Source organism: Nesterenkonia halophila, from assembly GCF_009467795.1.
Classification (GTDB): domain Bacteria; phylum Actinomycetota; class Actinomycetes; order Actinomycetales; family Micrococcaceae; genus Nesterenkonia; species Nesterenkonia halobia.
In genome coordinates this window covers 25,073-43,842 of record NZ_WIAX01000016.1, presented here as the reverse complement: position 1 = coordinate 43,842, position 18,770 = coordinate 25,073, and the positions used below count along the sequence as shown (strand labels likewise).

Here is an 18,770-nt window from a genome sequence, read left to right as displayed (position 1 = left end):
GTGGGCATGATGTAGATCGTGGCCTCGCAGCCCTCCGTCGTGCCGTCGTCGGCAGTGGCGAGGATCGTGTAGACCTCGGTGACCGTGCCGTCCACTGTGCTCGGATCCGGTGCGGTGTACGTCAGGTCGGTCCCGGAGACGCTCGCCTCGCCGCCGGCGGTGCCGACGGAGCTGGAGACCTCGAGCTTCTCCACGCTCGAGGATGCGGAGATCGGCGCCGTGGCAGTCTCTCCGGCGACGACTTCGATCGAGGGGCAGGACAGCGTGACCCCGGACGGCGTCTCGGGGTCGCTCGTCTCGGGGTCGCCCGTCTCCGAAGTGTCGGAGTCGGTGGCCTCGTCGGCGGGGTCTTCGGACGGGTCCTCGGTGGGGGCCGGAGCGGATTCCTCGGCGGAGGCGGCTGTCTCGTCGTCGGTGGCCGCAGCGTCGTCCCGCGTCGGCTCCTGCGTCGTGGGCTCGGACGTCGCGGACTCGGACTCCGCCGTTGAGGGGCTCTCCGAGTCGTCCGTCGTCGGGGTGGCCGTGGTCGTCGCGGCCGCTGCGGCGGGGCCGAGCAGGACCAGGCCCACGACGAGGCTGAGGCCGCCGGCCGCTGCCAGCGCCGTGCCTCGCGGCTGGAAGTCGATGGTGCTCACGGTGGGTACCTCGTCGTCAGGGGCCGGGGTCGCGTCGCCCATTCTATGAGCGCGAGCTCCATCCGCATAACGATTTGGTCACTCAGTTTCGGCGACGGCGGCCGGAGCGCGCCGAGTCCTCCGCTTGAGAACGTCGCGAGGTGACGAATCCCCAGGTCAGATGGATCGGCTGGAGGATCCGCGCGGCGCGAGCGTCCGGTGGGTGGTAGGCGTCTCGCGGCGCGTCGCGGCGGCATCGTGATCACATCGTGATCTGATCGGCGATCAGGTCAGCCGGCTCTCCGGGGACACGGTCAGCGCCGGATCATCCTTGGCCAGATGGCCGACGGCGGCGTCGATAGCCTCCATCGTCGAGGAGTCCAGGGCGACGCCGGCGGCGTCGACGTTGGACTGGATCTGCTCCGGCCGGGAGGCGCCGACCAGCGCCGAGGCCACGTTCTGGTTCTGCAGCACCCAGGCGACGGCGAGCTGGGCCTGGGTCAGGCCGTTGTCCTTCGCGATCGGCTCGAGCTTCTCCACGGCGGCGAGGATCTCGTCGTCGAGGTACTTCTGGATGAACTGGGCGCCGCCGTCGGCGTCGGAGGCGCGCGACCCCTCCGGCACGGGCTGTCCGGCGCGGTACTTGCCGGTGAGCACTCCCTGGGCGATCGGCGACCAGACGATCTGGCTGATGCCCAGCTCCTCCGCGGCCGGCACGACCTCGGGCTCGATGACCCGCCAGAGCATGTTGTACTGCGGCTGGTTGGAGATCAGCTGGACGCCGAGCTCCTTGGCCAGCGCGTGGCCGGCGCGCAGCTGCTCGGCGGTCCACTCGCTGACGCCGATGTAGAGCGCCTTGCCCTGGCGGACGACGTCGGCGAAAGCCTGCATCGTCTCCTCGAGCGGCGTCTCGTGGTCGAAGCGGTGGGCCTGGTAGAGATCGACGTAGTCGGTGCCCAGCCGCTTCAGCGAGCCGTCGATGGACTCCATGATGTGCTTACGCGACAGGCCGGTGTCGTTCGGGCCCTTCGGACCGGTGGGGAAGTAGACCTTGGTGAAGATCTCGAGCGACTCGCGGCGCTGGCCGGCCAGCGCGTCGCCGAGGACCTGCTCGGCGACGGTGTTCGCGTAGACGTCGGCGGTGTCGAACGTGGTGATGCCGGCGTCCAGCGCGGCGTGCACGCACTGGGTGGCGACGTCGTTCTCGATCTGCGAGCCGTGGGTGATCCAATTGCCGTAGGTGATCTCGGAGATCTTGAGACCGCTGTGGCCGAGGTGCCTGTGCTCCATGCGGGGCGTCATCCCTTTCATCGATGCGCGGGGCGGATGAGCTGCGTCGGTGATGTGACCGTGTTCATCCTCTGCCGCGCACCAGCCTACGCCGCTCCGAGGCACCCGTGTCGGCACTGAGGCCAGGCTTGCCTGCGCCGCCTTCGGCATCGTCGGGATGTGCCGGTGAGGTGCGCCTCTCCTCCGTGGTCAGGATCGGCGCGGCTGGCTAGAGTGTCGAGCAGAGGGCGGCGTCGTCCGGCGTCGGCCCGTCACGGACACGAGACGAGGAGAGTGGTCCCGCCATGGCACAGCTCACCGGCACGCTCGAAGAGGCGTTCAACGAGCAGGTCACCCTGGAGCTCGAGGCCTCGCTGGTCTACCGACAGCTGGGCATCGAGATGGACATGCTGGACCTGCCCGGCATGGCGTCCTGGTTCCGCGCGCAGGCGGACGAGGAAGTCGTCCACGCGAACAAGTTCATCGACCACATGACCGACCGCGACGCCCATCCGCGGATCCAGGCGGTGCCGGCGGCCTCGGTCTCCGCCGCCTCGGTCCAGGAGGCCTTCGAGGCCTCGCTGGGCCACGAGCGGCGGGTCTCCGAGTCGATCCGGAACCTGTACCGGCTGGCCCAGCAGGAGGGCGACATCGACGCTCTGCCGATGCTGAACTGGTTCATCGACGAGCAGCTGGAGGAGGAGGCGACGATCTCCGAGCTGATCGGCAAGGTGAAGCTCATCGGCGACGACGGTCCCGGCCTGCTGCGCCTGGACCAGGAGCTCGGCTCCCGGCAGTCGTCCGGCACGGAGGCCGGCGCCCAGTGACCGGCTGAGCCCCGCCCTCCCTGCGATGACTCGGCGGAACGTATGGGAAAGGGACCGTGTTCCCGCACGTTCCACGGAGCCATCACGAGGGGCGGTCAACGGGAAAGCCCGGAGGGGACGTGCTCACTGCAGAGGACATCGTGACCTTCCACGACGACGATCCGCCGCCGGGTCAGGTCCCGTGGGTCTCCGGCATCGAGCCTCCGGGCGGCCGATCGCCGTCGTCGAGACGGATCCGCAGTGGTCCCGGGCCTTCACGCAGCTCGCCGCGCGCATCCGCGGCGCGCTGGGCTTTCGGGTGCTGGCGTTGGAACATGTGGGATCGACGGCGGTTCCTGGGCTCCCGGCCAAGCCGATCATCGACGTCGATCAGGAGGTTCTGCGTGCGATCTGCGGCCGAGTCATCGCGGATGGGGAGCGGCGTCAGCGCTCGCCGGCGTCGGCGTGCTCGGTCTGGCGGATCAGCCGGTCGAGTGCCTCGTGCATATGCGTCTCGATCTCGCGCATCAGCGCGTCCTCGTCGGCGGCGACGATCGCCTCGGCGATGCGCAGGTGCTCGGCGACCTGCTCCTTGGGATCCATATAGGTGCCCTGCAGTGCGGTCAGGCACATCCGTGTCTCGACCATCAGCGTCTCGTGCATGCGGCGCAGCCGCGGGCTTCCGGACATGGTGACCAGCAGTTCGTGGAAGTCGAAGTCGGCGTCGGAGAGCGTCGGCAGCCGCCCTGACTCGGCGGCGCGCTGCATCGCGTCGCAGGCTTCGAGCAGCAGCGTCGACGGTTCCGAGCTGGGGGAGCGGACGATCATCCGTGCCGCGGCGGTCTCGATGGCGATGCGCGCGGCGTAGAGGTCGCGGATCTCGTCGTCGTCGAGCTCTTTGACGAACAGTCCGCGGTTCGGCTCGCTGCGCACCAGCCCTTCCTGCACCAGACGCTGCATCGCCTCGCGCAGCGGCCCGCGGCTCACCCCGAACTCCTGAGACAGCGCGGATTCGGAGAGCCGGGTGCCGCCGGGCAGGGTGCCGTACATGATTCCCTCGCGCAGCTGGCGGGTGATCAGCGAGGCGGTGGACTCGCGGTTCACCGGGCGGAATTCCGGGCTCTTCACCATGGTGAGGGCGGTGTCATCTCCTTCGCGGGGGCATCGCCGGGCACGGCGCGGCGACGCGGATCTGCAGATTGTCGACGATCCATCCTAGCGGTTCGCTCCCGAGGCGTCCGAGGCCGTCGTCGTGCGGCCGAGCCGGCCGAGCTGCGGCAGCGACGGCATCGGCCGGCCGGTCAGCCGCAGTCCCTCCCAGACGGTGACCTGGTTCGCCGTCAGCACCGGCTTTCCGAGGGTGTGCTCGACGTCGGCGACCCAGTCCAGCGAGTGCAGCGCCGTGTCCGGCACCAGCACCGCCTCGACGTCCTCAGCGTCGACCGAGCGGATCATCGTCAGCATCAGGTCGCGGCCCAGATGTCCGACCTCGGCGGCGGTGAAGACCCCCTCGGCGGCGAAGGTCAGCACGTCGACGCCGTGCTCGGTCAGGAAGCCGCGGAAATGCTCGGCCAGCGGCTGCGGGTAGGAGGCGGCGACGCCGACGCGCCCCACGTCCAGGGCCTCCAGCGCATGGGCGAAGGCCAGCGATGTCGACGACGTCGGCACGCCGGCGACCTCCTGGAGCGCCTCGGCCTGCGCCCGGGCGCCGTCGCGGCCGAAGACGAAGCTGCCGGAGGTGCAGGCCCACATCAGCGCGTCGACGGCGTGCGCGGCCTGCAGTCGGCCGGCGCCCTCGGCGAGGCGGGCATGCGATCCGGTCTCGCGCAGCGCCTCGACAGTGTGCTCGTCGACGCCGATGGTGGTGTGCACCAGCGGCAGGCGCAGCGCCTGAGGCTCGGCGGCGGCCAAGCGGGGGTAGTCGTCCTCGGCGGCGTGGCCGGGGTAGAGGATGCCGACGGTCGGCGGGGCGACGGCGGCGTCGCCGGCGGGTGCGGGCGTCATCTTCGGGCTCCTTCGGGGTCCTGCGAGGTTCTTCCTATGGGGCTGTTCCAGCGGAGGCGACGGGTCGTCGCGATCGGGAGGAATCAGGCGGCCGGCTGGTGCTGCGGCGCCGGCAGCGTCGCCCGCAGCGCGGCGCCGGGGCCGGCGTAGGGCACGTCGAGGTGGCGCATCACCTGCCAGATCGTGGCCTGGTTCGCCGAGATCACCGGTTTGCCCAGGTCGTGCTCCAGAGCGTCGAGGACCTCGTAGGTCGGCAGATTGGTGCAGGAGACCACGACGACGTCGGCGCGGTCGCTGTCGGCGGCGCGCACCAGGTCGTAGGTGCGCTCCGGCGGCACCGTCCAGATGCGGCCGGAGAGGCCGAGGTTCGCGTTGTTCATCAGGTGGATGTCGGCCTCGGCGAAGAACGCCGCGAACTGGGCGGTGATCGCGTCGTTGTACGGGGTGGCCGTCGCGATCGTCTCCGCTCCCAGGGCCCGGACCGCGTCGAGCAGCGCGCCGGAGGTCGTGAAGGCCGGCACCGGCACCGCCGCGCGCATCGCCCGCCGCAGCGCCTGTTCTCCGGCGCGCCCACGGATGAAGCTGCCCGAGGTGCAGCCGTAGACCGTGGCCTCCGGGCCGGTCTCGGCGATAGACCGGGCGCAGTCGGCGATCGCCCGAGGCTTCGAGATCGCCCTGGCCTGGCGCACGGTGACCTTCATGGGCTCGAACCGGGTGCGGGTGAACAGCAGATCCAGCTGTTCGGCGCCCGCGGGATCCGCGCTGAATCGGCGCAGCTCGCGATCCAGGGCCATGTCGTAGGGGACAACCATGCCCACGGCGGGATGCCGGACCGACTCGTCGAGAATCTCGGTGCGAGCGGGCTCGCCGGGGCGGGGAGCGGGGGAGAGGGCCATGAGCGGCTCCAATCTCGGACGTGCTGACGAGACTTCATGAGGATTGTTGACAATCTTCTGAAGGTCTCCATAGCATAGCCGCACAGTCGCCCCGTCGGAAAGCACCCGTCGGGGAGGACGCACCACATCCTTCCGCCGGGCGCCGGCGGAGGCCCCGAGGCTCTCGACAGCACCCGGAGGTGACCGATGGCGAGCACTCTGCCGGTCGTCACAGTCCTGTGCCCCGCCGGCGTCGACGGCGCCGACGCCCCCGCCGGACTCGACACGCTCCGCGACCGGGCAGAGATCCGCACCGTCGTCGCCGAGGACCTCGCCGACGGGCTGCGCGGCGCCGATGCCCTCTTCCTCTGGGACTTCTTCTCCAGCGCCGTCGCCGACGCATGGCATGCCGCCGATGCGCTGCGCTGGATCCACGTGGCCGCCGCCGGCGTCGACAAGATGCTCTTCGACGAGCTCATCTCCTCAGACGTCGTGGTCACCAACGCCCAGGGCATCTTCGACCGGCCCATCGCCGAGTACGTGCTCGGCGCCGTCATCGCCCGGGCCAAGGACTTCGCCGGCAGCCTCTCCCGCCAGCGCGACGGCGTCTGGGAGCATCGCGAGACGCGCCAGGTGCGCGGCAGCACCGCGCTGGTCATCGGCACCGGGGCCATCGGCCGTGAGATCGCGACGCTGCTGCGCGCCGTCGGCGTCGAGGTCTTCGCCGCCGGCCGCACCGCCCGCGACGACGACCCCGACTTCGGCACCGTGATCGCCAGCGAGGACCTGGCCGCGCACGTCGGCCGAGCCGACCACATCATCAACGCCGCCCCGCTGACCCCGCAGACCCGCGGGCTGATCGGCGCGGAGGTGCTGGCCGCCGTCGCACCGGGGGCGCAGCTGATCAACATCGGCCGCGGCGAGTCGGTCGACGAGGCGGCCCTGGTAGAGGCGCTGGACTCCGGGCCGCTGGGCTTCGCCGCCCTCGACGTCTTCGCCGCCGAGCCGCTGCCGGCCGACTCTCCGCTCTGGGGGCGGGAGGACGTGATGCTCTCGGCGCACATGTCCGGCGACGTCGTCGGCTGGCGCGAGGCGCTGGCCGAGCAGTTCCTCGACAACGCGCGGCGGTGGCTCGACGGCGAGCCGGTCGCCAACGTGGTCGACAAGGAGAGGGGCTACGTGCCCCGCACCTGAGAGAGGCGTCCGCGACCGCGGCGCCGAGGCTTCCGAGGAGGTAATGGCATGAGGGATCCGGCTGAGATGACGGCCGTCGAGCTCGTCGCGGGGTACCGCGCGGGCGACCTGTCCCCGGTGGAGGCCGCCGAGGCGTGCCTGGCTCGGATCCATGCCCGGGACGAGTCGCTCAACGCCTTCGTGCTGGTCGAGGACGAGGCCGCGCTCGCCGCGGCCCGCGAGTCCGAGGCGCGCTGGGCGCAGGGGGCGCCGCTCGGCCCGGCCGACGGCGTGCCGATGACGATCAAGGACATGTTCCCCACTGCGGGAGCGCCCACGGTGAAGGGCAGCCGGCTGCTCGACGCCGACGACGACGCCCTGGACTTCGACGCCCCCTGCGTCGCCCGGCTGCGCGAGGCCGGGGCGGTGCGGCTGGGCAAGACGACGACGCCGGAGTTCGCCTGGAAGGGCACCACGGACAGCCTCCGCCACGGGGCCACCGGCAACCCGTGGGACACGACGACGACGCCGGGCGGCTCCTCCGGAGGGGCCGCGGCCGCAGTAGCCTCCGGGATGGGCGCCTGGGCGGTGGGCACCGACGGCGGCGGCTCCGTGCGCATCCCCGCCTCCTTCACCGGCACGGTGGCGCTGAAGCCCACCTACGGCACTGTGCCGATGTACCCCTCCTCGCCCTTCGGCACGCTGGCCCACGCCGGGCCGATGGCCCGGACGGTCACCGACGCGGCGATGCTGCTGGACGTCATCTCCGGCTTCGACTCGCGCGACTGGTCGGCGCTGCCGACGCCGACGGCGTCCTTCACCGAGGGACTCGAGGACGGGATCGCCGGGCTGCGCATCGCCTACTCGCCGAATCTGGGCTTCGGCGGCAACGACCCGGAGGTCGAGCGGCTCGTCGCCGAGGCGGTCGAGGTCCTGGCGGCCCAGGGGGCGACGGTGGAGCAGATCGACCCAGGGCTGTCGGATCCGGTGGAGGCCTTCCACATCCTCTGGTTCACCGGAGCCGCCAAGGTCCTCGAGCCCTTCGGCCCTGGCGCGCTCGAGCAGGTCGACCCGGGGCTGCGCGCCGGGATCGAACAGCACCTGGGCGACTCCGCCCTGGACTACCTGGGGGCGACCGCTCGCCGGATGGACATGGGCGTGCGCATGGGCGCCTTCCATGAGACCTATGACCTGCTGGTCACCCCGACGATGCCGATCACTGCGTTCAGCAAGGAGCGTCAGGCGCCGGAGGGGTGGTCCTCACAGACCTGGACCAGCTGGACGCCCTACACCTATCCGTTCAACATGACCCAGCAGCCCGGCGCCTCGGTGCCCTGCGGGACCACGTCGACGGGCATGCCGGTCGGCCTCCAGCTCGTCGGGGCGCGGACGCAGGATCGACAGGTGCTGCGTGCCGCACGTGCCTACGAGCGAGCCGCCGGAGAAGGGTTCATCCGCCCGGTGGAGCTCGACGAGGCGCGGCGCCGCGCGTCGGGCGCCGGAGCCGGCGCGGCCGCGGGTCCAGAATCGGCCGAGCAGACCACGAGCATCGGGAGGTGAGCATGGCCCGTCGGATGAGGATCGAGCTGACCCGGCGCGGGGTCAGCTGCACGGCACGCCTGCTGGATGAGGAGGCCCCGCGCACCGCGCAGGCGGTCTGGGAGGCCCTGCCGCAGTCCGGTCAGGTCTATCACGGCAAATACGCCCGCAACGAGATCTATGCGCTGGTCCCGCCCTTCGGCGGCATCGCGGACACCCGGGAGAACACCACGGTGACTCCGATCCCCGGTGATATCTGCTATTTCCACTTCACACCTGAACAGCTGGGCAATCCGGCCTACGGGTATGATGCCGACTCCGAGGCCGGCACCGGCGACCTGGTGGACCTGGCGCTGTTCTACGGGCGGAACAATCTGCTGATCAACGGCGACCAGGGGTGGATCCCCGGCACGGTGGTCGCCACAGTGGAGGAAGGGCTGGAGGAGATGGCCGCCGCCTGCGCCTCCATCTGGATGGACGGCGCCCGGGGCGAGACGCTGGCCTTCAGCCGACTCGAGGACTGAGCCCGGGGGACCGGGGGAGAGGAGCCGCAGGTGACCGCGACGCTCGCCCAGCGCGACGACGTCGACGCCGGCCGGCAGATCGCCGCGGCGCTGCGCGCCGCCGGTGTGGCCGGAGTCGACGACTCGACGCTGACCCGGGGCATGTACTCCTCCGACGCCAGCCTCTACCGGGTGGTGCCGCAGGTCGTCGCCCGCCCCGACCACGTCGAGCAGCTGCAGGCCGTCCACGAGGTCTCCCGCGAGCTCGGCGTGCCGCTGACGATGCGCGGGGCGGGCACCTCGATCGCCGGCAATGCCGTCGGCGAGGGGATCGTCGTCGACACCCGCGATCTCGACGGGATCCTGGAGGTCGACCCCGAGGCGCGCACGGCCCGGGTGCAGCCCGGGGTCGTGCATGCCCAGCTGCAGCGCGCCGTCGCCCGCCACGGACTGCGCTTCGGGCCCGACCCCTCGACCCACACCCGCTGCACGATCGGCGGGATGATCGGCAACAACGCCTGCGGCACGCGCGCGCTGGGCTACGGGCGGACCGTCGACAACGTCGTCTCGGCCCAGGTGCTCTTCGGCAACGGCGAGGTCGCCTCGCTCAGCGCCGACTCCACCGGGCTGACCGCGGCCGCCGGCTCCACCGCGGCGTCGCTGGCAGAGCTGGCCGGTGAGAACCTGGCCCACATCCGCACGCACTTCGGCCGCTTCGACCGGCAGGTCAGCGGCTACTCGCTGGAGCATCTGCTGCCCGAGCACCGCGGCCGCGTCGACCGCTTCCTGGTCGGCACCGAGGGCACGTTGGCCACGCTGCTGGAGACCGAGGTCAACCTGGTCGCCGACGAGCCGAATCGCCTGCTGCTGGTGCTCGGCTACCCCGACGTCGGCGAGGCCGCCGACGCGGTGCCGGCTCTGCTGCAGGCCGCGCCCGGCCGGCTGATCGCCTGCGAGGGCATGGATTCGCGGCTGGTGGACCTGGTGCGCGGCGCGGGCAAGCCGGTCCCGGATCTGCCGGACGGGCGCAGCTGGCTCTTCGTCGAGGCCGCCGGCGAGGACGCCGCCGACGTGCTGGCCGCCGTCCGCGACGCCTCCGGGGCCGTCGGCACGCGCCTGGTGGATGCGGACGCGGAGGCCGCCGCGCTCTGGGCGATCCGCGCGGACGGCGCCGGACTGGCCGGCGTCAGCCTGGACACTCCGGCCCACTCCGGCTGGGAGGACGCCGCGGTGCCGCCCGAGCAGCTGGGCTCCTGGATGCGCGAGTTCGAGTCGCTGCTCGAGCAGTTCGGTCTGCACGGCTACCCCTACGGGCACTTCGGCGACGGTTGCATCCACTGCCGCATCGACTTCCCCTTCCATGCCGGAGAGCCGGACTCCACCGGGGTCTTCGCCGAGTTCCTCGACGCCTGTGCCGAGCGGCTGGCCGAGGTCGGCGGCTCGCTCTCCGGCGAGCACGGCGACGGGCGGGTGCGCTCCTCGCTGCTGGAGACGATGTACGACGAGACCTCGCGGGAGCTCTTCTCGGCGGCCAAGCAGCTCTGCGATCCCGACGGGCTGCTGAATCCCGGGATCATCGCCGACCCGGTGTCCAACACCCAGGATCTGCGCCCGGTGCGGCCGGCCGCGCAGCTGCCCTGGCCCGGGCTGCGGATGCGCCACGACGACGGCGACTTCGCCGCGGCAGTGCACCGGTGCACCGGTGTGGGCAAATGCGTCGCTCCGCAGACCTCCTCGGTGATGTGTCCGTCCTATCTGGCCACCGGTCAGGAGAAGGACTCCACCCGCGGCCGCGGGCGCATCCTGCAGGAGGCGGTCGACGGTTCGCTGGTCGACGGGCTGGCCGATCCGGCCGTCCACGAGGCGCTGGACCTCTGCCTGTCCTGCAAGGGCTGCGCCGTCGACTGCCCGGCGGGCGTGGACATGGCCGCCTATAAGTCCGAGGCGCTGCACCAGACCTACGACGTCGGTCCGGAGAAGCGACGGCGCCCGCGGGCCCACTACTTCCTGGGGCGGCTGCCCTTCTGGGCGCGGCTGGCCGCTCCGTCGGCGAAGCTGCTCAATCGGGTCAGCGGCGTGGAGCCGCTGGCCGGGATCGCCAAACGGGTCGCCGGCATGGATCCGCGGCGCGGGGTGCCGCAGTTCGCCGAGACCACGCTGCGCCGCGGCGCGAAGAAGGACGCGCGGGAGGCGGCGAAGGGTGGGCGCAGCGCGGCGTCGGCGGTGCCCGCGACGTCGACGGCGGTCTCGCCGACGCCCGACGTCTGGGTCTGGGCCGATTCGTTCACCGACCACTTCTTCCCGCAGTCCGGCCGTGCGGCGATCGAGTATCTGCGCGGCCAGGGGCTCGAGGTCCGGGTCATCGAGCAGCACGGCTGCTGCGGGCTGCCCTGGATCACCACCGGCCAGCTGGATCAGGCGCGCGGGCTCGTCGACGGCGTCGTCGGGCTGCTCGCCGGACATCTGGCCACCGGTGCGCCGGTGCTGGCGCTGGAGCCCTCCTGCCTGGCGACGCTGCGCTCCGACGTCCTCGAGCTGACGTCCCGCCCCGAGGCCGGCGACGTCGCCGCCGGCGTGCGCAGCTTCGCCGAGCTGGTCACGGAGCTGCATGCCGCCGGACGCGTCGAGCTGCCGGATCTGGCCGGGGTGCGGGCGCTGGCCCAGCCGCACTGCCACCAGCGGGCGGTGGTCGGCTGGTCCGCCGACCGGGCCCTGCTCGAGGCGGCCGGTGCGCAGGTCGAGGACGTGCCCGGCTGCTGCGGGTTGGCCGGAAACTTCGGCGTCGAGGCCGGCCACTACGAGGTCAGCGTCGACGTCGCCGAGACCTACCTGCTGCCGGCGGTCCGCTCCGCCCGGGCGGAGCACCCGGAGACGGTGGTGCTTGCTGACGGGATGTCCTGCCGGATCCAGCTCGACGACCTCGCCGACGTCGAGGCTCAGCACCTGGCCGAGCTCTTCGCCGCGCGGGCGCCGTCGCGCTCCGCCTGAGTCTGCGGCGGCATCGCCACGACGTCTCTAGAATGGACGGGGATGCCGGCGCGCCGCTCCGGCCCCGGCCGAACCCGACAGGAGCCCGACGTGACCTCAGCCGCGCGTGACGCCGACGCAACGCAGGCGCCGTCCGCGCAGGAGGCGCTGCTGGCCCTCGACGCCGGCCAGACCAGCACCAAGGCCCAGATCGTCGCCCCCGACGGCGGCCGTCGCGACCTCCGTCTCGACGGGGTGCGGACCGACCAGCCGCTGCCGCCGCAGCTGTGCGAGCGGATCAGAGAGGCCGTCGCCGAGTCCGGCACGCGCGTCGGGACCGTCGCCGTCGGCGTCTCCGGGCTCACCGACGCGGAGCGTGACGTCGTCGACCTGTTGGAGGGCGGGACGTCCGACGACGCCCGCGGAGCCGGTTCGCCGCACACCGTGCTGCTGACCCACGACTCGGTCACCTCCGCCCTGGGCGCCCTGGGCGATGCCCGAGGCGCCGTCGTCGCAGCCGGCACCGGTGTGGTCACCCTGGGTCTCGGCCGTGACGCCGTCGCCCGCGTCGACGGCTGGGGGCACATCATGGGCGACGCCGGCAGCGCGCACTGGATCGGGCAGCAGGCGCTGATCCGGGTGATGCGCGCCCACGACGGCCGCGGCCCGTCCACGGCGCTGACCGAGGCGGTCCGCCGGCGCTGGGCGGATCTGGAGTCGGCCTACATCGCCCTGCAGTCCGATCCGCGGCAGGTCAGCATCGTCGCCTCCTTCGCGGCCGATGTCAGTCGACTGGCCGCTGACGACGCCGTCGCCGCGGCCGTCTGCGTCGAGGCCGCCGAGGAGCTGGCCGCCTCGGCGGCGACCGCGCTGCACCGAGTCGGCGAGGCCGACGGCGCGGGCACCGACGTCGCCGTCACCGGCGGGGTCTTCGACGCGCCGGCGATCCGTGAGCAGTTCACGACCCGGCTTGCCGAGGAGGTCCCGGCCGCCCGCGTGGTCTCCGCCCGCGGCGAGGGAGGCGACGGCGCCGAGCAGCTCGTCGGACTCGCCGCCGACCACCCGCTGCAGTCGCGCATCGCGCGGGCGAGCCGGTTCGATGGTCCGACACACGGGTCGGCGGCATGAGCGCGCCCGACGACGCCGCCGAGGTCGACCGCGGCCTGCAGCACACCGAGGAGTTCGACCGCGCCTTCGAGCTGCTCGAGGCCGGCCGCAGCCTCTTCCTCACCGGCCGCGCCGGCACCGGCAAGTCGACGCTGGTCCGCGAGTTCCTGCGCACCACGGAGCGCACCGCCGTCGTCGCCGCGCCCACCGGCATCGCCGCGCTGAACGTCGGCGGCTGGACGATCCACCGGCTATTCGGGCTGCGCCCGGGACTGACCGTCGAGGACGTCGCCTCCGGCCGCTACCACCCCGGCCGCTTCGCGAAGACGCTGCAGGCGCTGGACACGCTGGTCATCGACGAGGCCTCGATGGTCCGCGCCGATCTGCTCGACCAGCTCGTCGCCGCGCTGGAGCGCTTCGGCCCGCGGCCGGGGGAGCGCTTCGGCGGCGTGCAGCTGGTGCTGGTCGGCGACCTGCTGCAGCTGCCGCCGGTGGTCACCGAGGCCGAGCGGGAGTTCTTCAGCACCCGCTACGAGACGCCGTACTTCTTCTCCGCCGATCGCTGGCGCGAGGAGGACTTCCCGACGCTGGTGCTCACCCGCGTCTTCCGGCAGGTCGGCGACTCCCGGCTGACCGGGGTGCTGAACTCGATCCGCGAGGGCGTGCTGCTCGGCGGAGCCCGCGGCGAGCTCAACGCCCGTGTCGACCCCGACTTCGAGCCGGACACCGACGAGTTCTGGCTGACGCTGACGACCACCAACCGGATGGCCACCGCCCGCAATCGGCGGCAGCTCGACCGGCTCCCGGCAGACCTGCGGGTGTCCACCGCGCGGACCACCGGCGAGCTGGACGGCTTCGACCGGCCCACCGACGAGCAGCTGGCGTATAAGCACGGCGCGCAGATCATGCTGTTGACCAACGATCCGGCCGGGCGCTGGGTCAACGGCACGATGGGCCGGATCGTCGAGGTCTCCACCACCGCCGACGACGAGCCGACGGTGCAGGTGCAGCTGCGCGACGGCGCGGTGGTCGACGTCGCCCCGCACACCTGGGAGATCACCCGCCCGGTGGTCAGCGGCGGCAGCCTGGCCCAGCAGGTGGTCGGCACCTTCACCCAGCTGCCCTTCGCGCTGGCCTGGGCGATCACCATCCACAAGAGCCAGGGGCAGACGCTGGATCGGCTGATCGTCGACCTCACCGGCGGCACCTTCGCCGTCGGGCAGCTCTACGTGGCGCTGAGCCGGGTGACCTCGCTGGACGGGCTCGTGCTGCGCCGGGGCGTGCGGCCGAAGGACATGAAGACCGACCGCCGGATCCTGCGCTTCCTGCGTCGCGCCGGATCGGCGGGCTCGGCCGACGGCGGCGAGGGAGCCGACGGGGCGGCCTCCCTGCGGCGTTGCGGAATCGGCCTGCTCACCGTCGGCGAGGAGGGGACGCGCTCGCGGCCGCGGCCGGTGGAGGTCGCTGTCGCCTTCGAGGACGGCACCGCGATCAGCACGCTCATCGACCCGCAGCGCGATCTCGCCGACGCGCGCACCCGCTTCGGCATCAGCGCCGCCGACGTGCTGGCCGCGCCGACGCTGGAGCAGGCCTGGGCACTGATCGGCCCGGCGGTGGCCGGCTGCACACCGGTCGGCGTCGACGTCGACGCGACGCTGGGGCTGCTGGACTTCGAGCGCAAGCGGCTGGGCAGCGGTGAACCGATGCCCTTCGGCGTGGAGGTCGGCGAGGCCGCGGACAGCCGGGAGCAGCGGCCGGCCAAGGTCCGCCGCGGGCTGGAGGCGCCGCGGGCGCTGGACCGGGCTCGGGCGGCGCTGCAGGCCCATGCCGCCGGGAGCGGCTCCGAGGACGGGGCCACCGGGTTCGCGGACCCCGGGGCGGGGGAGTTCGACCTCCTGGGTGCGGACACAAGCGCGGACATGGGCCAGGGCCAGGACATGGACGACGACGGCGCCGCCGAGGCCGGGCGGCTGCTCACCAGGGACCCGCAGGTCCCGGCGCCGGCGTTCGCCGACCGACCGCAGCTGGCCGCGATCCTCGACGTCGGCCGCGAGGTCGGCGCGACGCTGCTCGATGCGGCGCTGCTCGACGCGGCCCGGCTCGGCACGGAGACCTCGGCGACGCCGCGGCGCGACTCCGGGGAGTTCTGGCTCGCGACGGCGCGCCGGCTGGTCGCCGAGCAGCTGCGCGCCGGACTGGCGGAGCAGCCGGTGCCGCGCGAGCTGGCCGATCGACTGGCCGAGGTGGAGCGGCATCTGGGGCATCCCGTCCATGACCCCGAGGCGGTGGCCGCGGGGACGGCGGCCGATCTGGTGCTGGGGCCCGGCGTGCGGATCTGCTTCACCGGCGACGCCGCGGATCCGGGCGGGCGGATCTGGTCGCGGGAGCAGATGCACGCACTCGCCGCCGAGCACGGGCTGCGGCCGGTGGAGACGGTGACGAAGACGAAGTGCGACGCGCTGGTCGTCGCCGAGCTGGGCACGCAGTCGAACAAGGCGAAGAAAGCCCGGCAGTATGAGAAGCCGGTGCTGGTCGCCGAGGACTTCCTCGCCTGGGCGCAGGCGGTCTGACCGAGGCGGCCGGCGGCGTCAGGGCTCGTCGTCGGGCCGCCGCTTTGCCCCGGCGGCGGGGGCGGGCTACCATGGAACGTCGCAAGCCGTGCTGTGCTGTGCCCACGCGTGTGTCGTGACGACGGATCGGAACTCTCCGATCGGACGTCGCGCCTGCGGGTGGACCCGGCGCCGGAAAGCAGCCCGGCCGATTGTGAAGCCTGGATTCCAGCGCGCCACAAGCAACTGCACCACCGTGTTTCGTCCGCGATGAGAAGGCACTTCGGTTGGATCTCACCCAGCCTGGTCCGTCCTCGTAAGTAACGGTGTCACAACTGGTGGCGGGAACCGGCTCGACGACTGCGCGGGTCCGCCCGGCCCCGAGAGGGGACGGTCGACGCGTGCGCTCGCGGGCGCCGCCCGTATCCATTACGTACTTATGTTGGAGGAGTGATCATGGCAGCACATTGCCAGGTGACCGGAGTGGGGCCGCAGTACGGCTACAACGTCTCCCACTCGCACCGTCGCACCAAGCGCCGGTTCGACCCGAACATCCAGAAGAAGCGCTACTGGGTGCCCTCTCTGGGGCGTCACGTCACGCTGAACCTGTCGGTGAAGGGCATCAAGACCATCGACGCCCGTGGCATCGACACGGTCATCGCCGAGCTGATCCAGAAGGGGGAGAAGGTCTGATGGCCAAGGAGAAGGACGTACGTCCCATCATCAAGCTGAAGTCGACGGCCGGCACGGGCTTCACCTACGTGACCCGCAAGAACCGTCGCAACAACCCGGATCGCATCGTGCTGAAGAAGTACGACCCGGTTGTCCGCAAGCACGTCGACTTCCGAGAGGAGCGCTGATCATGGCGAAGAAGTCGAAGATCGCGAAGAACGAGCAGCGCAAGGTCATCGTCGAGCGCTACGCCGAGAAGCGTCGCCAGCTGCGCAAGCAGCTGGTCGACCCGAACTCGACCGACGAGCAGCGCGAGGAGGCCCGCCTGGGCCTGCAGAAGCTGCCGCGCGACGCCTCGCCGGTCCGCGTCCGCGACCGTGACTCCATCGACGGCCGCCCCCGCGGCACGTTCCGGAAGTTCGGCGTCTCCCGCATCCGCTTCCGCAACATGGCGCACAACGGCGAGCTGCCCGGCATCCAGAAGTCCTCCTGGTGACTTCCGCCGCGCACAGCCGCTGACGTCGCGCTGAGCGAACATCCGACGGCCCCCTGCCGCATCCTGCATGGATGGCGGCAGGGGGCCGTCGTCGTATCCTGGGGGGGGACTCCTCGGGAGGTGAGACGGCGATGGACGAGCAGACCGCGGTGACCCGCCGGACGGCGCTGGGAGCGCTGGCCGCCGGAGCCGGCGTCGTCGGGCTCGCCGCCTGCGCGCCGCGGGGCACGCCCACCGACGACGCCGGGACGGCCGGGCCCGCCGAGGGCGACACTGCCCGGGGCGACACCTCCCCGGACGGCGCCTCCCGGGACGACGCCGGCGCGGAGGAGTCCACGGGGAGCCCGCGCCGGCTGGTCATCGCCGGCGACTCCACCGCTGCGGAGAAGCCGGAGTACCTGTACCCGATGGCCGGCTGGGGCATGGCGCTGCCCTTCTACACGACCTCGCGCCTGCGCGTCGAGAACCGGGCGCAGAACGGTCGCAGCTCCAAGAGCTTCATCGCCGAGGGGCATCTGGCGGGGATCGCCGAGGACCTCGGCGGCGACGATGTGCTGGTGATCCAGTTCGGCCACAACGACGAGATCGCCGGCGACGCCCGGCGCAGCACCGAGCCGTGGTCGACGTTCCAGCAGATGCTCCGTGAGCACCTCGACGTCGCCCGCTCCGCCGGCGCCGAGCCGGTGCTGGCCACGCCCACTGAGCGCCGGCGGATCGTCGACGGCGAGCTGGTCGCCACCCACGGCGACTATCCGGAGGCGGTGCGCGCAGTGGCCGAGGAGCAGGGCGTCGCGCTGCTCGACCTGCAGCGTCGCACGCTGGAGCGCTGGCGTGAGCTGGGCCCGGAGGAGAGCAGCCGGTGCTTCCACTCCCGGGACGGGCAGCAGGACCCGACGCACTTCAGCGTCCACGGCGCCGGCGTCGTCGCCCGGATGGTCGCCGAGGGTCTGCTGGATCTCGGGGTGGTGCGCTCGGCGGCGTTCCACCGGCTCGATCGCGCGCCCGCCGAGGAGCACCTCAGCTGGGACCTCGAGGAGCTCTGAGGCCTCGGCGCTCAGCCGCGGCCGAGCTCGGCGAGCACAGTGGCCAGGCGCTGGTCGAACTGGTCGGCGACGCCGTGGGGGAGGGCATCGACCGGCCACCAGGCGACGTCGTCGCTCTCCTCGCTGACCAGGATCTCGGCGTCGCGGGAGGCGACCGCGGCGAAGCCCACGTCCCAGTGGGCGGTGCAGCGGGTGAAGCCTGAACCCAGGGCGTGGATGTTCAGATCCGCCGGAGCGCGGCGAACCGGGGTGATCGCCTCCAGCCCGCTCTCCTCGGCGACCTCGCGGAAGGCGGCGTCGGCGACGGAGGCGTCGTCGTCCTCGATGTGCCCGCCCAGCTGCACCCAGAACCGTCCCTTGCCGTGGAAGCAGAGCAGCACATGGGAGAAGGACGCGTCGAAGACGAAGCAGCTGGCGGTCAGATGCTCCGGGCGGGGATGCCGCCGCCAGGCGTCATCCCCCTGGGCGAGCAGGTCCAGATAGCGGCGACGCAGATCGTCCTGGCCGGCGTCGACCGGGCGCCAGGCGTCCAGATCCTCGGCGAAGGCCGTGGTCAGGGCAGAGGGGGAGGTCGTCGGCATGCCCGCCAGCTTATCCCGGCCTCGCCCCGTGCCGCGCGGAGTCCTCGGCCGGCGGCCAGACCACGGCGAAGTGCTCCAGGACCACATCCATCTCCGGGGCGAAGCGTGTGCCGGCGGCCGTGCAGATCCGATCCCAGAACGCCCTGTGATCGGCGCGCCAATGGGCCAGGCTCCGGTCGCCCTCGCCCTCGGCGCGGGCATGGTCGGCGTCGACGGCGTCGAAGCGGCGGATCTCCAGCCGGGTGGTGCGCACGATGACGCGGGGAACTCCGGAGCCGTCGCAGAACACCGTGTGCGCCCCGATCGACGGCGGCGTCTCGCCCTCCCAACGGTACTCGTCCAGCAAGCTCGCCGTCGCCGTCTTGACTCCGCGCAGCACCAGGTCGAGCAGCTCGTCCGCCATGGTGCGATGGTCGCCGAACTGGCCGAGGGCGTAGGTCTCCGCCGGCGTCTGCGCGTCGGGGAGGCCTGAGACCCAGGCCTCCCACAGAGCATGGGCCGCCGCCGCGTCGGGCGGGGTGAGCGGGTACGGGGCCGTCGCAGAGGGCATGAGCCCAGCGTAGTCGCCCCGA

At 72.3% G+C, this 18,770-nt stretch carries 17 protein-coding genes and 2 pseudogenes; 12 read left to right on the top strand and 7 right to left on the bottom strand.

What is annotated here, in order from left to right:
• Both GCL72_RS08490 and GCL72_RS08485 read right to left on the bottom strand, forming a co-directional pair.
• Window positions 1-635 (bottom strand): annotated as a pseudogene (locus tag GCL72_RS08490) (hypothetical protein); the annotation flags it as partial.
• 264 nt (window positions 636-899) lie between these two features.
• Window positions 900-1,904 (bottom strand): aldo/keto reductase family protein, encoded by a 1,005-nt coding sequence (locus tag GCL72_RS08485; RefSeq protein WP_153144283.1) that lies wholly within the window; start codon window positions 1,902-1,904, stop codon window positions 900-902.
• 284 nt (window positions 1,905-2,188) lie between these two features.
• Between GCL72_RS08485 and GCL72_RS08480 the strand changes: the two genes are divergently transcribed.
• A complete protein-coding gene (locus GCL72_RS08480; protein WP_153144282.1) occupies window positions 2,189-2,710 on the top strand; it encodes a ferritin in 522 nt (173 codons plus the stop codon).
• Between the two features lie 25 nt (window positions 2,711-2,735).
• Window positions 2,736-3,077, top strand: a pseudogene (locus GCL72_RS09800) (GrpB family protein); the annotation flags it as partial.
• 56 nt (window positions 3,078-3,133) lie between these two features.
• Here GCL72_RS09800 and GCL72_RS08470 read toward each other — a convergent pair.
• The 3 genes from GCL72_RS08470 to GCL72_RS08460 all read right to left on the bottom strand — a co-directional run bounded on the left by GCL72_RS08470 (window position 3,134) and on the right by GCL72_RS08460 (window position 5,589).
• Window positions 3,134-3,820 (bottom strand): GntR family transcriptional regulator, encoded by a 687-nt coding sequence (locus GCL72_RS08470; RefSeq protein WP_153144280.1) that lies wholly within the window; start codon window positions 3,818-3,820, stop codon window positions 3,134-3,136.
• Window positions 3,821-3,904: 84 nt separating this feature from the next.
• A complete protein-coding gene (locus GCL72_RS08465; RefSeq protein ID WP_153144279.1) occupies window positions 3,905-4,693 on the bottom strand; it encodes a maleate cis-trans isomerase family protein in 789 nt (262 codons plus the stop codon).
• Window positions 4,694-4,776: 83 nt separating this feature from the next.
• Window positions 4,777-5,589 carry a maleate cis-trans isomerase family protein gene (locus GCL72_RS08460; protein WP_153144278.1) on the bottom strand — a complete coding sequence of 271 codons (813 nt, stop codon included), beginning with the start codon at window positions 5,587-5,589 and terminating at the stop codon, window positions 4,777-4,779.
• A gap of 186 nt (window positions 5,590-5,775) precedes the next feature.
• Between GCL72_RS08460 and GCL72_RS08455 the strand changes: the two genes are divergently transcribed.
• From GCL72_RS08455 to GCL72_RS08410, 10 genes are all read left to right on the top strand, one after another.
• Entirely contained in the window at window positions 5,776-6,762 is a 987-nt protein-coding gene (locus GCL72_RS08455) for a D-2-hydroxyacid dehydrogenase (RefSeq protein WP_153144277.1), read from the top strand.
• A gap of 48 nt (window positions 6,763-6,810) precedes the next feature.
• Window positions 6,811-8,301, top strand: coding sequence for an amidase (locus tag GCL72_RS08450; protein WP_153144276.1), 1,491 nt, complete (start codon window positions 6,811-6,813; stop codon window positions 8,299-8,301).
• A gap of 2 nt (window positions 8,302-8,303) precedes the next feature.
• The gene (locus tag GCL72_RS08445) at window positions 8,304-8,804 is read left to right on the top strand and encodes a DUF3830 family protein (protein ID WP_153144275.1); all 501 of its coding nucleotides are present in this window, start codon (window positions 8,304-8,306) and stop codon (window positions 8,802-8,804) included.
• A 30-nt stretch (window positions 8,805-8,834) separates the two neighbouring features.
• Window positions 8,835-11,771: an FAD-binding and (Fe-S)-binding domain-containing protein gene (locus tag GCL72_RS08440; RefSeq protein ID WP_246161097.1), complete on the top strand. Its 2,937-nt coding sequence runs from the start codon at window positions 8,835-8,837 to the stop codon at window positions 11,769-11,771.
• Between the two features lie 90 nt (window positions 11,772-11,861).
• Window positions 11,862-12,878, top strand: coding sequence for a BadF/BadG/BcrA/BcrD ATPase family protein (locus GCL72_RS08435; protein ID WP_246161096.1), 1,017 nt, complete (start codon window positions 11,862-11,864; stop codon window positions 12,876-12,878).
• On the top strand, window positions 12,875-15,427 hold the full coding sequence (locus GCL72_RS08430) for an AAA family ATPase (RefSeq protein ID WP_211365008.1): 2,553 nt from the start codon (window positions 12,875-12,877) through the stop codon (window positions 15,425-15,427). The genes GCL72_RS08435 and GCL72_RS08430 overlap by 4 nt, the downstream gene beginning before the upstream one ends.
• Before the next feature lie 435 nt (window positions 15,428-15,862).
• Window positions 15,863-16,099, top strand: coding sequence for a 50S ribosomal protein L28 (gene rpmB, locus GCL72_RS08425; protein WP_153144273.1), 237 nt, complete (start codon window positions 15,863-15,865; stop codon window positions 16,097-16,099).
• Window positions 16,099-16,266 carry a 50S ribosomal protein L33 gene (gene rpmG / locus GCL72_RS08420; RefSeq protein WP_010524935.1) on the top strand — a complete coding sequence of 56 codons (168 nt, stop codon included), beginning with the start codon at window positions 16,099-16,101 and terminating at the stop codon, window positions 16,264-16,266. The genes rpmB and rpmG overlap by 1 nt, the downstream gene beginning before the upstream one ends.
• A 2-nt stretch (window positions 16,267-16,268) precedes the next feature.
• Window positions 16,269-16,574 (top strand): 30S ribosomal protein S14, encoded by a 306-nt coding sequence (gene rpsN / locus GCL72_RS08415; RefSeq protein WP_010524936.1) that lies wholly within the window; start codon window positions 16,269-16,271, stop codon window positions 16,572-16,574.
• A gap of 131 nt (window positions 16,575-16,705) precedes the next feature.
• Window positions 16,706-17,617 (top strand): rhamnogalacturonan acetylesterase, encoded by a 912-nt coding sequence (locus GCL72_RS08410; RefSeq protein ID WP_153144272.1) that lies wholly within the window; start codon window positions 16,706-16,708, stop codon window positions 17,615-17,617.
• An 11-nt stretch (window positions 17,618-17,628) separates the two neighbouring features.
• Here GCL72_RS08410 and GCL72_RS08405 read toward each other — a convergent pair whose 3' ends face one another.
• Together GCL72_RS08405 and GCL72_RS08400 are read right to left on the bottom strand one after the other, a co-directional pair.
• Window positions 17,629-18,198, bottom strand: a complete 570-nt coding sequence (locus tag GCL72_RS08405) for an NUDIX hydrolase (RefSeq protein WP_153144271.1) — start codon at window positions 18,196-18,198, stop codon at window positions 17,629-17,631.
• Between the two features lie 10 nt (window positions 18,199-18,208).
• Window positions 18,209-18,748, bottom strand: coding sequence for an ASCH domain-containing protein (locus GCL72_RS08400; protein ID WP_153144270.1), 540 nt, complete (start codon window positions 18,746-18,748; stop codon window positions 18,209-18,211).
• Window positions 18,749-18,770 lie beyond the last annotated feature (22 nt).

Bases quoted from the DNA above. Each gene is read 5' to 3' on its own strand.
- GCL72_RS08485 (WP_153144283.1), bottom strand. From the start codon at position 1,904: ATGGAGCACAGGCACCTCGGCCACAGCGGTCTCAAGATCTCCGAGATC.
- GCL72_RS08480 (WP_153144282.1), top strand. From the start codon at position 2,189: ATGGCACAGCTCACCGGCACGCTCGAAGAGGCGTTCAACGAGCAGGTC.
- GCL72_RS08470 (WP_153144280.1), bottom strand. From the start codon at position 3,820: ATGGTGAAGAGCCCGGAATTCCGCCCGGTGAACCGCGAGTCCACCGCC.
- GCL72_RS08465 (WP_153144279.1), bottom strand. From the start codon at position 4,693: ATGACGCCCGCACCCGCCGGCGACGCCGCCGTCGCCCCGCCGACCGTC.
- GCL72_RS08460 (WP_153144278.1), bottom strand. From the start codon at position 5,589: ATGGCCCTCTCCCCCGCTCCCCGCCCCGGCGAGCCCGCTCGCACCGAG.
- GCL72_RS08455 (WP_153144277.1), top strand. From the start codon at position 5,776: ATGGCGAGCACTCTGCCGGTCGTCACAGTCCTGTGCCCCGCCGGCGTC.
- GCL72_RS08450 (WP_153144276.1), top strand. From the start codon at position 6,811: ATGAGGGATCCGGCTGAGATGACGGCCGTCGAGCTCGTCGCGGGGTAC.
- GCL72_RS08445 (WP_153144275.1), top strand. From the start codon at position 8,304: ATGGCCCGTCGGATGAGGATCGAGCTGACCCGGCGCGGGGTCAGCTGC.
- GCL72_RS08430 (WP_211365008.1), top strand. From the start codon at position 12,875: ATGAGCGCGCCCGACGACGCCGCCGAGGTCGACCGCGGCCTGCAGCAC.
- rpmB (WP_153144273.1), top strand. From the start codon at position 15,863: ATGGCAGCACATTGCCAGGTGACCGGAGTGGGGCCGCAGTACGGCTAC.
- rpmG (WP_010524935.1), top strand. From the start codon at position 16,099: ATGGCCAAGGAGAAGGACGTACGTCCCATCATCAAGCTGAAGTCGACG.
- rpsN (WP_010524936.1), top strand. From the start codon at position 16,269: ATGGCGAAGAAGTCGAAGATCGCGAAGAACGAGCAGCGCAAGGTCATC.
- GCL72_RS08410 (WP_153144272.1), top strand. From the start codon at position 16,706: ATGGACGAGCAGACCGCGGTGACCCGCCGGACGGCGCTGGGAGCGCTG.
- GCL72_RS08405 (WP_153144271.1), bottom strand. From the start codon at position 18,198: ATGCCGACGACCTCCCCCTCTGCCCTGACCACGGCCTTCGCCGAGGAT.
- GCL72_RS08400 (WP_153144270.1), bottom strand. From the start codon at position 18,748: ATGCCCTCTGCGACGGCCCCGTACCCGCTCACCCCGCCCGACGCGGCG.